This window comes from Arthrobacter sp. K410C (assembly GCF_059090105.1).
Map to the genome: position 1 here is coordinate 1 of NZ_JBNHFJ010000034.1, position 12,928 is coordinate 12,928.

General features: G+C 61.7%; 14 protein-coding genes. 10 read left to right on the forward strand and 4 right to left on the reverse strand.

All coding sequences use genetic code 11. The features are described 5' to 3' along the window. Window positions 1-612: 612 nt before the first annotated feature. The 4 genes from AC5RU7_RS20730 to AC5RU7_RS20745 form a co-directional block, all read right to left on the reverse strand. On the reverse strand, window positions 613-1,107 hold the full coding sequence (locus tag AC5RU7_RS20730) for a MarR family winged helix-turn-helix transcriptional regulator (RefSeq protein ID WP_494053826.1): 495 nt from the start codon (window positions 1,105-1,107) through the stop codon (window positions 613-615). A gap of 184 nt (window positions 1,108-1,291) precedes the next feature. Beyond that, window positions 1,292-2,503 carry an LLM class flavin-dependent oxidoreductase gene (locus tag AC5RU7_RS20735; protein ID WP_494053827.1) on the reverse strand — a complete coding sequence of 404 codons (1,212 nt, stop codon included), beginning with the start codon at window positions 2,501-2,503 and terminating at the stop codon, window positions 1,292-1,294. After that, the gene (locus AC5RU7_RS20740) at window positions 2,500-3,855 is read right to left on the reverse strand and encodes an MFS transporter (RefSeq protein WP_494053828.1); all 1,356 of its coding nucleotides are present in this window, start codon (window positions 3,853-3,855) and stop codon (window positions 2,500-2,502) included. The genes AC5RU7_RS20735 and AC5RU7_RS20740 overlap by 4 nt, the downstream gene beginning before the upstream one ends. Before the next feature lie 52 nt (window positions 3,856-3,907). Further along, window positions 3,908-4,684 carry an SDR family NAD(P)-dependent oxidoreductase gene (locus AC5RU7_RS20745; protein ID WP_494053829.1) on the reverse strand — a complete coding sequence of 259 codons (777 nt, stop codon included), beginning with the start codon at window positions 4,682-4,684 and terminating at the stop codon, window positions 3,908-3,910. A 392-nt stretch (window positions 4,685-5,076) separates the two neighbouring features. Between AC5RU7_RS20745 and AC5RU7_RS20750 the strand changes: the two genes are divergently transcribed. From AC5RU7_RS20750 to AC5RU7_RS20795, 10 genes are all read left to right on the forward strand, one after another. Further along, entirely contained in the window at window positions 5,077-6,147 is a 1,071-nt protein-coding gene (locus AC5RU7_RS20750) for a zinc-dependent alcohol dehydrogenase (RefSeq protein WP_494053830.1), read from the forward strand. Continuing rightward, on the forward strand, window positions 6,147-6,944 hold the full coding sequence (locus AC5RU7_RS20755; protein ID WP_494053839.1) for an SDR family NAD(P)-dependent oxidoreductase: 798 nt from the start codon (window positions 6,147-6,149) through the stop codon (window positions 6,942-6,944). The genes AC5RU7_RS20750 and AC5RU7_RS20755 overlap by 1 nt, the downstream gene beginning before the upstream one ends. Next, window positions 6,944-7,939, forward strand: a complete 996-nt coding sequence (locus AC5RU7_RS20760; protein WP_494053831.1) for a zinc-binding dehydrogenase — start codon at window positions 6,944-6,946, stop codon at window positions 7,937-7,939. The genes AC5RU7_RS20755 and AC5RU7_RS20760 overlap by 1 nt, the downstream gene beginning before the upstream one ends. A gap of 125 nt (window positions 7,940-8,064) precedes the next feature. Then, window positions 8,065-8,640, forward strand: coding sequence for a flavin reductase family protein (locus AC5RU7_RS20765; RefSeq protein ID WP_494053832.1), 576 nt, complete (start codon window positions 8,065-8,067; stop codon window positions 8,638-8,640). Further along, on the forward strand, window positions 8,640-9,254 hold the full coding sequence (gene tsaB / locus AC5RU7_RS20770) for a tRNA (adenosine(37)-N6)-threonylcarbamoyltransferase complex dimerization subunit type 1 TsaB (protein WP_494053833.1): 615 nt from the start codon (window positions 8,640-8,642) through the stop codon (window positions 9,252-9,254). The genes AC5RU7_RS20765 and tsaB overlap by 1 nt, the downstream gene beginning before the upstream one ends. Window positions 9,255-9,514: 260 nt before the next feature. Next, on the forward strand, window positions 9,515-9,775 hold the full coding sequence (locus AC5RU7_RS20775; RefSeq protein ID WP_494053834.1) for a hypothetical protein: 261 nt from the start codon (window positions 9,515-9,517) through the stop codon (window positions 9,773-9,775). A gap of 118 nt (window positions 9,776-9,893) precedes the next feature. Continuing rightward, the gene (locus AC5RU7_RS20780; RefSeq protein ID WP_494053835.1) at window positions 9,894-11,129 is read left to right on the forward strand and encodes a thiolase family protein; all 1,236 of its coding nucleotides are present in this window, start codon (window positions 9,894-9,896) and stop codon (window positions 11,127-11,129) included. A gap of 4 nt (window positions 11,130-11,133) precedes the next feature. Beyond that, entirely contained in the window at window positions 11,134-11,835 is a 702-nt protein-coding gene (locus AC5RU7_RS20785; RefSeq protein ID WP_494053836.1) for a 3-oxoacid CoA-transferase subunit A, read from the forward strand. Window position 11,836: 1 nt separating this feature from the next. Beyond that, window positions 11,837-12,523, forward strand: a complete 687-nt coding sequence (locus AC5RU7_RS20790; RefSeq protein WP_494053837.1) for a 3-oxoacid CoA-transferase subunit B — start codon at window positions 11,837-11,839, stop codon at window positions 12,521-12,523. Window positions 12,524-12,539: 16 nt separating this feature from the next. Further along, the coding region (locus AC5RU7_RS20795) for a hypothetical protein (RefSeq protein WP_494053838.1) at window positions 12,540-12,928 on the forward strand (389 nt) is incomplete at its 3' end.

The following is a 12,928-nucleotide window of genomic DNA, read 5'->3' on the forward strand; positions in this document are numbered from 1 at the left end:
TCCGCGTCGCCCACAAACTCTGATGCGCATCACGCAAAGTCGTATCAATAATCTTGATCTCCCGACGACTGCCCGCCGGACGCCCCCCAAGACTCATGAGGGAGGTGATTGTTTCTGGCTTATTCGAGGACATGCATCTAGCTCCTACTTCATCATTGAAAAGGCTGAGTAAGACATGGAACCGGGAATGTAGTGTCTTGCTGACACCACATTTAGTGTCGACACGACACTACATCCGAGACACCTCTGTGTCGAGGGGTCTTTCAAGTTGTTAGTTGCGGTGCAACTTATAGGAGAAAGTGGAAGCTGTAGAGAAGGAACTAAGGGGTCGCTTGCTCAAGATGGACCGCTCTGGCAGGAGGCGGAGCCGGTAGGAAACGCGAGTCTGCCCTCGGTCCCCGGGAAAGGTGCGCTCCTAGGGGGCAGCGTTCGACAAATGGCGGTTCGATCGGACCGCACAGCGGGAGCAGATCCGCAGACGGCCAGCGGACAGCTGAGGGCTGCGATTTAGAGGCCATAGATCTTACCGTCATCGGCTGCCGTTGATCGCGCCCGAGTGCCTGTACCCCCTGACCGGCGACGGAAGGCCGGGCATTCAGGCAACTGACGTCTTTACTCCTCGTCGGGGAGACTCGGGATTTCTCCGCGACGCAAACGCTCCGCCAGGTCTTTCGCATTCTCGGCGAAGCGTGCCGCGAAGACGGCGAATTCTTGAATCTCTTCCTCGGTCCAACCCCGGGTGAGTTCCGTGATCTGCATATCGCCTGCCGCGTAAAGCCGGCGTGAAGCGCGTTCGCCCTCCTCGGTCAGGTGAATGCGAATCGAGCGTTTGTCGCTCGTTTCGTTTCGCCTTTCGATGAATCCCCGCTCCTCCAGCCGGTTTAGCACCTTGCTCACGTTCGATCGGCGCATAGCAAACAAGTCCGCGAGATCCATCGGTCGGAGTGGGCCGCGGTAGCCGAGCGCCCAAAGCACGTTGCTCTCGCCCAGGTCCAGGTCTGGCATCGCGAGATGGGCAATGCTGAGGGTGTAGTCCGGCATCGCCCAGATAGTCTTGATCGCACCGAGCGCGGCGAGAATATCTGAGCGGTACGGGATCTGGTCCACACCCGGATACATCGAATCCTGTGCCGCCCCTAGTGGGCGTTCTCGCTCAGACATTCAGGCTCACAGACGCTTCGGCTCTTTTAGTCATTCGAGGCTCGATGGATAGTATGCACGATATCGAGTGTATAAGGTCCAGGACGAGCGACGCCGCACTCACGGTGGCGTCGCTCGTCCGGCTGAGAGCTCAGCGGATTTGGACTTCAGCTTCTTCCCCGTAGTACTCCTTGGTCGCCTTGGTGAGGGCGGCGACAACGCCGCCCGCGAGTTCCTCGGCATGGGCGTTATGGTAGTCCAGGCTCGCCACCCGTGCCCGGTTTGAGCGACGGAAGTGGGGAATAACCTCCTCGGCGAAGAGTTCGTACGATTTCTTCGTGGCGTCCCAATCGGCCATGTCGTAATTGATAATGAGGAAGCTGCCGAAGCCGCCGGTCTTCTCGATCATGGCCTCGATGGCCTCGATGGCCTCGTCGGGGGTTCCGATCACTGCCGACCCGAATGAAGGCCAGCCCTCGCCTCTGAGTTGGTCGATCGCTGACTGAGGATCTCGAGCCCAGGGGAACTTTGTGTCCGCAATCTGCTCGAGGTAGTCCGTGTGGTGCAGCACCTTGCGGCGGATGGCACGGTCCGCTTCCTCGCGGCTTTCGGCGAGGAACATCGGCGTGCAGACACGCCAGTTCGCGCGGGAGGCATCGTAGCCGTTGGCCAATGACTCGTTCTCGTAGACGTCCCAGTTGCGGTCCAGGGCCTCGAAGCCCGCCTTGTCGCCGGCGGCGAGCGAGAACAGTGACGCGCCGTATTTGGCGGCCAGGACTGATCCAGAGGGCGAAATGGTGGAAGCCACCGCGATCTCAATCCCTTCAGGGCGCACCGGGAGTAATTGGGCTCTGCCGTCCTTTAGGGTGAACCAGTCGGTCTCCATGTTCACGACCTCGCCGCGGAGTAGCCGGGTGATCGCGTCGAGCGACTCACCTTGCATCCGGCGCTGATTTACGGGGTCAATGCCCATCATGATTGCATCGACCGGCAGCTTGCCCGGGCCTACGCCTAGGATGACGCGGCCGTTCGTCTGGTGATCGAGCTGTGCGATACGGTCGGCGACGAGCAAGGGGTGGTGGTAGGGCAGCGAGATGACTCCCGTGCCAAAGGTGATGCGGGAGGTACGTTCGGCGGCGGCGGCTATGAATAGCTCCGGACACGGGATGTTCTCGATTCCGCTGGAGTGGTGTTCGCCCATCCAGTATTCGTCGAAGCCGAGTTCGTCGGCGACCTGGGCGAGCTGGATGTCTCGCCGGATCTGCAACGTCGGGTTGCCGTTGAGGGGGTGGTAGGGGGCCTGAAAGAGGCCGAATTTGATTGTGGCCGGATCGAAAGCGTCCGGTGTAGGAGTCGTCGTCATACCCCTGTCCTCTCTGAAATCGCGTCGGGTTCAGTGTCGGTTACTGCATCGCTTGCGGTGATCTTGCGGAGGCGCACTTCTTTGGAAATAAGCACGGGGAGGATGGCGAACGCGAAGATGCCCGCGCCTACCAGCCATACCGGGCTGAGTTGAGCAAGTCCGGTAGCGTTCGCGTCGATCCAGGTGCCGCTGCTGCTGACGATGAACCAGCCCACGGCGACCTGGGCCGCGGCAGCGATGCCGTTGAGAGTGCCCGTGACCTCGGGGCGGGCGATGCCGGCCCAGTAACTGTTGACGGTGCCCCAGAAGAACGGGTCGCACAGGAAGGCGAAGCCGCCGATCATGAAGGCCCAGAGGAACCAAGGCGTGTCCGGCATCAGGGCGGCATAGCCGTAGCCGATGACGCCGCAGAGAGGACCGATGACGAGCCAGGGTTTGGTGCGGGACTGGAAGAAGCGTTCGACCAGTTTACCGTGCAGAAGGCCGACACCTACGGGAACAAGTGCCATCACCGGCATCGCGATGGCGACCACATTTGCGTCGACCTGCTCCAGAGTGATCAAACCGTAAGGAACCCAAATGCCAGATAGCCAGGTCGCCGAGGTGGCGAAGGCGGTGGCGATGCCCATCGTGACGATGCTCGGCTTCTTGAGCGCCCGCAGGACCTCGCCCAGCTTGAGCTTAGGCTTGGTAGTGCCCTCAAATCCATTGCGGATCGCAACCTTTTCCTCCGTGCTAATGCCGCGGAGTTTTTCGGGCACCTCAGCGATGAAAACGATGAGGAGCACGAGTGCGGGCACGCCAAGGGCGGCGATGAAGTAAAAGGCGGACCGCCATCCAAATGCTGTAGCGAGCGGGTAGGCGATTGCTGGGGCCAGGATGCCGGGGAGAAGAGTCGAGCTCATCCAGACAGCGGTGGCTTTGGGACTCATTGTGCCGGGGTACCAGTTCGAGATAAGACGCTGGCTGGGTGCCCACAGAAATCCGAAGAAGACGCCGAAGATCAGGTTGCGCCAGTAGAGCTCGTCGTAGTTTTGCACTGCTCCCGTCATGGCTGACATAACCGTGACACCTGTGACGCAAATCACGAGCATCCGCTTTGCGCCGAATCGGTCGGCGAGCACTCCCGCAAGCAGCAGCACCGGGAAGTAGCCAAGCAGATAGCTGGCCGAGGCCTGTGCGATCTGGTCAGTGGTGAGGCCTAGTTCCTCAGACCAGTACGGGTTCAGCAGGCCGAATTTGGCCACGTCGAGCCAGACGACAAAGTTCACCACGAGGATGACAACGAACAGTAGACCGCGCTTGCCGGACAAAAGTTTGTCGGGTTTGAAGGTGGATAGTACAGCTGACATTTAATCTCCTTTGATTAGTCCTTGCAGGGTAGAGCTGATGGTGCCTGCCAAGTCAGACGGCGGTGTACCCTCCGTCGACGGGGATCACCGCGCCGTTGACGTAACCGGCCAGGGGCGAGGCGAGGAAAACCGATACTGCAGCGATCTCCTCAGGGGTAGCCAGCCGGCCCATCGGGCTTTGGGCCGAGAGTGCATCTTTCGCCTCGGGGTTCTCGAGGATCTGCGCGATCATCGGGGTGTCAACACCGCCAGGGCAGATGCAGTTGACCCGAATGCCCCGGGCCGACCACTCGGCGGTGATCGAGCGTGTGAGCGCGATCAGTCCCCCTTTGGTGGCGGTGTAAGCGTCGGCTCCTGTAAGACCGACGAGCCCGTTGATGGAGGCGATATTTATGATCACTCCGGAGCCCTGTTCCGCCATCAGGGGCAAGACGGCCTTAGCGCAGAGGGCGGGCCCGGTGAGGTTGATCGCGAGGATGGCGTTCCAGTGATCCAGTGGCGTGTCGACCACATTCGCCATGGTGAGGCGTGAGTTCTCACTGAACCCGACGGCTGCATTATTGACGAGCACATCGACGCGCCCGTACTCCTCCACAACCGCCTCGAATGCTGCGCGAACTGCATCTGCGTCAGAGACGTCGACCTTGACGGCCATCGCCGAGTGGCCGACGCTCCGCAGCTCGTCGGCCGTCTGCTCTGCTGCATCACCGTGCCTGTCGGCCACAATGACGATCGCGCCCTCTTCGGCGAAAAGCCGCACGGTTGCTTTCCCTTGACCGCTGGCGGCCCCGGTCACGAAGACGATCGAACCTTTCAGGCGAGTATCCATGAGTTTCCCTTCTCATCCCCGACCGAAAATCGGCGCAGCCCTCGACAGTGAGGGCAGGGGAGTTGGTGTCTGGGCGACATCAAAAGCGATGTCGGGAAGACACTACACTGTAATGTGGCTCACACACTAGATGTAATTTCCAAATATTACTAAATCCTTCGTGCTGCTGGTTGCTTCAACCCTCGCCACCCTTCAGCACACCCCCAGGTCCCCTGGTGGCGAGCTGGCCTGCGCCGCACCGTAAAAAAACAAAACCGGCGGCAACTCTCGACATCTGACGTGGGTGCCGGTTAGTGTCTTCGTATCATCAATTGTGATGTCGCGCGGACACTACTTTCCAGCAAAGGTAGTCGCGGCTATCGGTTCTTCATCCACTGAACAAGGGAGTTCAAATGACAACCCAAACCATGAACGCCGCGGTTTTCCACGAACCGGGGGCGATTGCCGTGGAGAGTATCGAGATTCCGGAGCTGGGCCCTCGTGATGTTCTAGTGCGCGTGACGGCGTGCGGAATTTGCGGCTCCGATCTGCACTCGTTCAAGAAAGGGATGTACGTAGAGCCCGGTCAGGTGATGGGGCACGAGTTTGTGGGCACTGTCGAACGTGTGGGGTCCGAAGTGGCCGACATCGTTGAGGGACTCCGCGTTGCCGGCTTCACCATCGGCAACTGTGGCACCTGCTTTTGGTGCGAGCGTGGCGAGTACGTGCTCTGTCCGGACCTCTTTTCGCGGTCGATTGGCTACGGGCGGGCAGGTGCCTTCGCTGAGTTCGTCGTAATCGAGCGCGCTCAACTGGGGATGAACGTTTTCGAGGTGCCGCAGAGTATCGACGACATGAGCGCCGCGACTATTGAACCGGTCGCAGTGGCAGCGGCGGCCGTCGAGGCCGCAGAAATCGGTCCTGGTGCCAAGGTAGTGGTTCTGGGTGCGGGGCTAATCGGAAACGCTTGCATGCAGATCGCCAAGGCACGCGGGGCCGAACGCGTCGTCGTCATCGACATCAACCCCCTTCGCGTCCAAGCCGCGCTGGACCACGGCGCCGACGCCGCTTTTGACGCCCGGTCGGGTGATGCCCTCGACTGGGTGAAAGGCGAGCTTGGTGTTGGGCGGTATGCCTTTAACGAGGGGGCGATGGCGGATGTTGTCATAGAGGTCTCGGGAGCGCCGTCAGCGGTGACGCAGTCATTCGAGATGGTTCGGTCTGGCGGGACTATCGTGTTCGTCGGACTGCCCGAAGTGGCGGCCCCCGTGGACACAACTAAGATCGTACACAAGCAGCCAAAGATTATCGGATCCCTCGCTGGCGACTTCCCGGCAGCTATCGATTTGCTCAGTCGCGGACTCGTCGTTACCGCCGACCTGGTCGACCGCGTCCGGGGCATCGACGAGCTTCAGGACGCCTTCTACGAGGCAACTACTCAGCGCGACATCATGAAGACCGTCATCATAATCGGCAACCGGTGATGAACGACGCAAGCGAGGCATCCAGCCGCACCATCGCCGTGACCGGGGCTGCTCAAGGCATTGGCGAGTCGGTAGCCTACCAACTGGCCGGTCAGGGCGACAATCTCGTACTTATCGACCGCCAGGCCGAGCGCCTGGAGGAAGTGGCCGAGAAGTTGCGGGCAACCGGAGTCGAAGTACAGACCATTATCTGCGATCTTTCAGTCCCGCCGGAGGTCTACGACCTCGCCGAGTCGCTGCAAGCGGTCGATGGGCTGGTCAATGTCGCAGGCGTTGGGCTAATGTCCCAGTTCGCCGAGCTTGAGCTTGCGCAGTGGGAAAAAACCTTCGCGATCAACGTGACGGCGACGTTCATCCTCTGCCAAAAGGTAGGGGCGGCGATGGCTGAGCGCGGCTCAGGCCGCATCGTCAATATGGCGAGCATCGCCGGCAAGCGCGGCAGTGCGACGCTGGCCGACTACTGCGCCTCCAAAGCGGCAGTGATCGCACTGACCCAGTCGGCAGCAGCTGCCCTCGGGCCTCAGGGGGTCACTGTGAACGCTGTATGCCCCGGGCTGGTCTGGACGCCGATGTGGGAAGAAACGGGTTCCTGGGTGGCGGCGAACACTCCCGCACTGGCCGAAGCAGGGGCAAGCAACCACGACGCGTTCATGGCCACGGTGAAAGCATTGACGCCCCTCCAGCGGCCCACGGGCGTGGAGGACATCGCCGCTGCAGTGCGCTTCCTGCTCTCCAGTGATGCGTCACTTATCACCGGTCAGGCCATTAACGTCGATGGCGGAATTGAGGTGCACTGATGAGCGAACAGATAAATCGCACCATTATGCAGAGCTCAACCGGCGATCCCGCTACAGTGGCCGAGCTCGTTGAAACCCCTATGCCGGCCCCTGGCGAGAACGAAATCCTTGTCGAACTCGTCCTCGCTCCCATTAATCCCGCAGAAATCCTGATGCTGCAGGGAACCTACGGTTATCGAGACACCCAGCCTAAGCTGCCGCGTTCAGCTGGGATAGAAGGAGTGGGCCGCGTCGTTGGTGGCGCGACATCAGTCATTCCCCCCGGTTCACTTGTGTCCCTTGCCGGCAGCGGAGCGGTCTTCAGCGATTACACCGTGCTTCCCGCGGACTATGCCCTTGTCCTGCCTCCCGACGTCGATGTCGACACCTTTGCCGTGAGCTTCGTCAACATACAGGCTGTTCTCCTGATGTTAGAGGAGTGGCCGGAAGTAGCATCGGGTGACTGGCTCATCCAAAATGCCGGCAACTCCGCCTACGCCCGGGTACTCGACGCCGTTGCCGCCAGGAGGGGCGTGTCAGTAGTCAACGTTGTGCGCAGTGTCGAAAGCGCCCGCAAAATCGACGGGACCATGCGGGGCCCAATAATCGTCGATGGCGAAGACCTGGAAGCCCGCGTCCTCGAAGCGACCGGTGGAGCTCGCCCCAAGGTCGCGATCGATGCAATCGGCGGTGCGAACACCGGTCGTCTGGCCGAATCGCTAGGCACAGGCGGCCGAGTGGTGACGTACGGCCTGCTTTCAGGCGAGCCCGTGCAACTGGACACACGCCTTGTCGTGTTCAATGACATCCATGTCGAGGGGTTCTGGATGCCGCGCTCGATGAGCCGGGCGTCCTCCGAACTCTTGCTCAACATCCGAGCCGAAGCCCTCGAAATCATCCAGGAGCGAAGCTTCACCGTGCCTATCGGCGCCCGCTTCGACCTCGGACAAATTAGAGAGGCGCTAACCCTCGCCGCCGAGGGGCAGCGTGATGGCAAAGTCGTCCTAACCCGGTGACGTGATCCCTGACGATCGGCAGTATCCGTGCCCGGAGACGGCTTGCCTCCTGCTCCACCGAGCACCCTATTAACTACCTTCAGCCCCAGTTCAGCGCGCGGAACGCGTGCTGGAAGGAGACCATCATGAACACCAGCAGAACCGATGAGATCACTGCCGTAGCACTGACTCCGAACGTGGACACCGACGTCCTCGGACCGGAAGCATTCAAAGCTGCATTCCGTAACCACCCAGCCGGGGTTGCCATTGTTACTGCCGACGCAGGGGAGGGCCCGGTGGCAATGACCGTCACCTCCGTTTTCTCAGTAAGCGCCGAACCACCGCTCCTGGTTTTCTCGGCATCTGCCTCATCATCGAGTACCCCCACGATCCGAGCAGCCGAGACCGTCGTCGTGCATATACCCGGTGCAGACCAGCTCGAACTGGCAAAACTCGCGGCGACCAGCGGCGTCAACCGCTTCCCGAACGGGCTGTGGATGCGGCTGCCCACAGGCGAACCGGTTTACCCCGGTGCCCACGCTTGGATCCGTGGCCGCATCATCAATCGAATCGAAGCCGGCTCTTCAACCGTGTTTGTCGTCGAAGCGTTGAGCTCCAGCGCCCCGGACGCCGACAGCGACGAAGCAGACGCGCGATTCGCCCGCCCTCTCGTGTACCACAACCGCACCTGGCACGTGCTCGACGACGCCTCCAAACTCTGATGCTGCTTGCCATAGACACCACCCTCGGAACGAGCGTCGCGGTCGTCGATCGCGACCGCGGCATTCTTTACGAAGTTACCGAGAGCGACAGAGTCAATCACGCTGCCGTGATCGGTCCGTTGATCGCACAGGCACTCAAACTGAGTGAGACCGACCCCATCTCACTCAGCGGTGTCGCGGTCGGAATTGGCCCAGGTCCAAGTCGCAATGTCGACATAGGCATTGCGGCGGCTCACGGATTTGCGGGCGCGCTTCGTAAACCAGTTGTACGCGTGATCAGCCACGATGCGGTGATGCTCGACCAGCCACACGCAGCTCTCGTGGTGACAGATGCGGGCGATGGCCTAAGTGCCTGGACGTCCTACGGTGCTCCCGACTCTCAGTTCGGTTTACCCAACCGCCTTACGGAGCCCACCTTTAAGTCATCTGGGGAGGCCATCGATACCCACCCGCGCTTCGACGGCCGCCGCATAATGGCCCACGAAATCAGCGCCGGGGCTGTGGGTATGCTCGCCGAGCGGCTTTTTGCGGCAGGTCGCCCATTCGCAAGAAAGGAAGCCTATGCAAGTCCCCGCAACCCGGCTGAGGGCATCCCATTGCCTGGCAGAAAATAATCTCTCGCAGGCTGTGCATCACCCCTTCTCGACATCCTCGCGGTGCGGCCTTCACCCGCACTCAAAAGGCAACAACCAAAACCAGACCCACATCCGGGTATGAGGCAACGAAGGACATAGCCAATACCGATCCAAGGTTTAGGTGCCGTTATGCGTATTCGCAAAGCGGTCGGTCAGACGGCATTCGAGCTTCAGGAACGGGCGACACACGTCCTATTCGCCTCCCCATCTTTACCGGTAGCTTCAGAGAGGAAGCGATCATGACCATCGTCCACCGGATCTTTACGCCCGCGTTCCTACAGCGACCCAACGTGTACCGCTCCCGCACCACCTCACGTGCCAAAAACGTAGAAGCCCCGGCCGAAGGGGCAAGTTGCGGAATCACTTCCGCTCCCTGGGCAGGGCTTTACCTCGAAATCAATGAAGACACAGACGCCAACGTAGACAACGCTGCCGCCAGCGGCCTGCTTCCAAATTCTGACTTGGAGCGGTTCCTCGCCAGCCTTATGTATGGCGAATAAGGCAATTCAGTGGCAGACACCTAATAAAGACAGCAAGAGCAGTGCCCGGCCAAGCCGTACCAATAGGGCAATGGAGCGGGCCAGAAATGACAGGATTTTCGAGAATGAATAGGTCGTCATGAATCAGGCTTTTGTGTATGACGCTGTGCGTACCCCGTTCGGCAAGTTTGGCTCCGGCCTTGCTGCGGTGCGTCCGGATGACCTTGCCGCGCATGTGATCAGGGAGTCCGTGAAGCGGGCCCCGGCATTGGATCCGGAGCGGATTGATGAGGTGGTGTTCGGTAACGCTAACGGCGCCGGTGAGGAGAACCGGAACGTGGCCCGGATGGGTACGTTGCTGGCGGGTCTTCCGGTGTCGATTCCGGGCACCACGGTGAACCGTTTGTGCGGTTCCTCGTTGGACGCGGCGATTATTGCGTCCCGGCAGGTGAACGCCGGGGACGCGGATGTGGTGCTGGTGGGTGGGGCGGAGTCGATGTCCCGGGCACCGTGGGTGCTGCCGAAGACGGAGAAGCCGTATCCGGCCGGGGACCTGACGCTGGCTTCCACGACGCTGGGCTGGCGGCTGGTGAACAAGGTGATGCCGAAGGAGTGGACCATTTCCCTGGGTGAGGCCACGGAGCGGTTGCGGGAGAAGTACGGCGTGACCCGGCAGGCGCAGGACGAGTTCGCCGCTGCCTCGCATAACCTGGCGGCCGCGGCGTGGGACGAGGGGTTCTACGACAACCTGGTGGCCCCGGTGCCGGGCACGGATCTGGTCCGGGATGAGGGGATCCGTCCCGGTTCGACCGCGGAGAAGCTGGCCGGGCTGAAGACGGTGTTCCGTGACGAGCCCGAGGGTGCCGAGGTCGGCGGCCCGAACGGCGGGGGCACTGTCACGGCGGGGAATGCGTCGCCGTTGTCCGACGGCGCCTCCGCGGCCTGGATCGGATCGGAGGCTGCCTCCGGGCTGCTGGGCCTGGCGCCGCTGGCGAGGATCGCCGGGCGCGGTGCGCACGGTAATGATCCGCAGTACTTCGGGTTCGCCCCGGTGGAGGCGGCGAACAGGGCCTTGGCGAAGGCGGGGATCGGCTGGGACCACGTGGGCGCCGTCGAGCTTAACGAGGCGTTCGCTGCGCAGTCTCTGGCGTGCATCAACGCCTGGGGTGTTGACCCTTCGATTGTGAACCGGCATGGCGGGGCGATTGCGATGGGTCACCCGCTTGGTGCCTCCGGTACCCGGATTTTGGGTACCTTGGCCCGGTCGCTGCAGGCCTCGGGGGAGCGCTGGGGTGTCGCGGCGATCTGCATCGGCGTCGGGCAGGGCCTGGCCGTGGTGCTGGAAAACGTCACTTCTTCAAACAAGAAAGCGTAAGCGCATGTTGAATTTTGTTGACTCCGTAAGCGAGGCCGTGGCCGGGATCAGGGACGGTTCCACGGTGATGATGGGCGGGTTCGGTAATGCCGGGCAGCCGTTCGAACTGATCGATGCGCTGCTCGAGTCCGGCGCCACCGGCCTGACGGTGGTGAACAACAACGCCGGGCAGGGTGACCAGGGCCTGGCGCTGCTGATCAAGGAGGGCCGGGTGAAGAAGATGATTTGCTCGTTCCCGCGGCAATCCGATTCCTGGCACTTCGACGCGAAGCACAAGGCCGGGGAGATTGAGCTGGAGCTGGTGCCGCAGGGCAACCTGGCAGAGCGGATCCGGGCTGCGGGGGCCGGGATCGGGGGGTTTTTCACCCCGACCGGGTACGGGACCATGCTCGCCGAGGGCAAGGAAACCCGGATCATCGATGGCCGCGGGCAGGTGTTCGAGACGCCCATCCACGCTGACGTCGCGCTGATCAAGGCGTTGAAGGCGGACGGGAAGGGCAACCTGGTGTACCGGAAGACGGCCCGGAACTTTGGCCCGATCATGGCTGCGGCTGCGAAGCACACCATTGTCCAGGTCTCGGAAATTGTTCTGGTCGGGGGACTGGATCCGGAAAACATCGTGACCCCAGGGATTTACGTCAACAGCATCGTGCAGGTGGCCGGCAGCGGCGCGGGCACCTCCACCACGGCAGGAAAGGTGGCCTGAGATGAGCCTGACCGAAACCAGCATCAAGACCTCTGACACGGCGCTTGGCCGGGATGACCTGGCCCGCCTGGTGGCGCGTGACATCGCGCCGGGCTCGTTCGTGAACCTGGGCATCGGCCAGCCCACCCTGGTCTCCAACTACCTCACCGAGGAACAGGACATCACCCTCCACACGGAGAACGGGATGCTCGGCATGGGACCCGAGGCCACCGGGGAGGAGATCGACGGGGACCTGATCAACGCCGGCAAGATCCCCGTCACCGAACTGCCGGGCGCCTCGTACTTCCACCACGCTGATTCGTTCGCGATGATGCGCGGGGGGCACCTGGACATCTGCGTCCTGGGCGCGTTCCAGGTCTCCGCGACCGGGGACCTGGCGAACTGGCACACCGGGGCCCCCGGGGCGATTCCCGCTGTCGGAGGTGCCATGGACCTTGCCACCGGCGCCAGGGACGTGTTCGTGATGATGACCCTGCTGACCCGCGAAGGCGCGTCCAAGATCGTGGAGTCCTGCACCTACCCGCTCACCGGTGTGGGCTGCGTGACCCGGGTCTATACGGACAGGGCCGTGTTCCTCACCGGACCCGAGGGCGTCCGCGTCCGCGAAACCTTCGGCTGCACCCTCGAAGAACTCCAGGAACTCGTACCCGTACCGCTCAAAGCGGCAGCTGCCGCCTTCAACAACTAGACAATGGAGAGCACCTATGTCGACAGCAAATTCGATCGCTATCGAAGTTGAGGATGTCGAAGGAGTTCAATGGCGGATGAGGCGACGGCGATCGGTGCGGACGGGTCTGAGTGAGCGGCTTTCTGCGCTCGTCAGTAATCCTGATGAGGATCTGATCAGGGAGGTTTCCGCGGAGCTTGAGCGGATGTCTGCCGGGCCTACAAAAGAGATGGGCATGGCTGCTCTCCGCGCGGTACTTCAAGCGCGTGAGGCGCTCACGGATCATCGGCAGCGTGAGCGGGAGCTCCAGGCTCTGATTGCCACGGCGGGCGACCTGATTTCCTTCAGTGATGTGGACGATGTTCTCCGCGCCATTGTGGAGCGTGTGGGCGGCCTCTTTCTTGCGGATAGTTGCTATGTTGCGCT

Bases quoted from the DNA above. Each gene is read 5' to 3' on its own strand.
- AC5RU7_RS20785 (WP_494053836.1), top strand. From the start codon at position 11,134: ATGTTGAATTTTGTTGACTCCGTAAGCGAGGCCGTGGCCGGGATCAGG.
- AC5RU7_RS20745 (WP_494053829.1), bottom strand. From the start codon at position 4,684: ATGGATACTCGCCTGAAAGGTTCGATCGTCTTCGTGACCGGGGCCGCC.
- AC5RU7_RS20775 (WP_494053834.1), top strand. From the start codon at position 9,515: ATGACCATCGTCCACCGGATCTTTACGCCCGCGTTCCTACAGCGACCC.
- AC5RU7_RS20740 (WP_494053828.1), bottom strand. From the start codon at position 3,855: ATGTCAGCTGTACTATCCACCTTCAAACCCGACAAACTTTTGTCCGGC.
- AC5RU7_RS20780 (WP_494053835.1), top strand. From the start codon at position 9,894: ATGAATCAGGCTTTTGTGTATGACGCTGTGCGTACCCCGTTCGGCAAG.
- AC5RU7_RS20735 (WP_494053827.1), bottom strand. From the start codon at position 2,503: ATGACGACGACTCCTACACCGGACGCTTTCGATCCGGCCACAATCAAA.
- AC5RU7_RS20760 (WP_494053831.1), top strand. From the start codon at position 6,944: ATGAGCGAACAGATAAATCGCACCATTATGCAGAGCTCAACCGGCGAT.
- AC5RU7_RS20750 (WP_494053830.1), top strand. From the start codon at position 5,077: ATGACAACCCAAACCATGAACGCCGCGGTTTTCCACGAACCGGGGGCG.
- AC5RU7_RS20790 (WP_494053837.1), top strand. From the start codon at position 11,837: ATGAGCCTGACCGAAACCAGCATCAAGACCTCTGACACGGCGCTTGGC.
- AC5RU7_RS20765 (WP_494053832.1), top strand. From the start codon at position 8,065: ATGAACACCAGCAGAACCGATGAGATCACTGCCGTAGCACTGACTCCG.
- AC5RU7_RS20755 (WP_494053839.1), top strand. From the start codon at position 6,147: ATGAACGACGCAAGCGAGGCATCCAGCCGCACCATCGCCGTGACCGGG.
- tsaB (WP_494053833.1), top strand. From the start codon at position 8,640: ATGCTGCTTGCCATAGACACCACCCTCGGAACGAGCGTCGCGGTCGTC.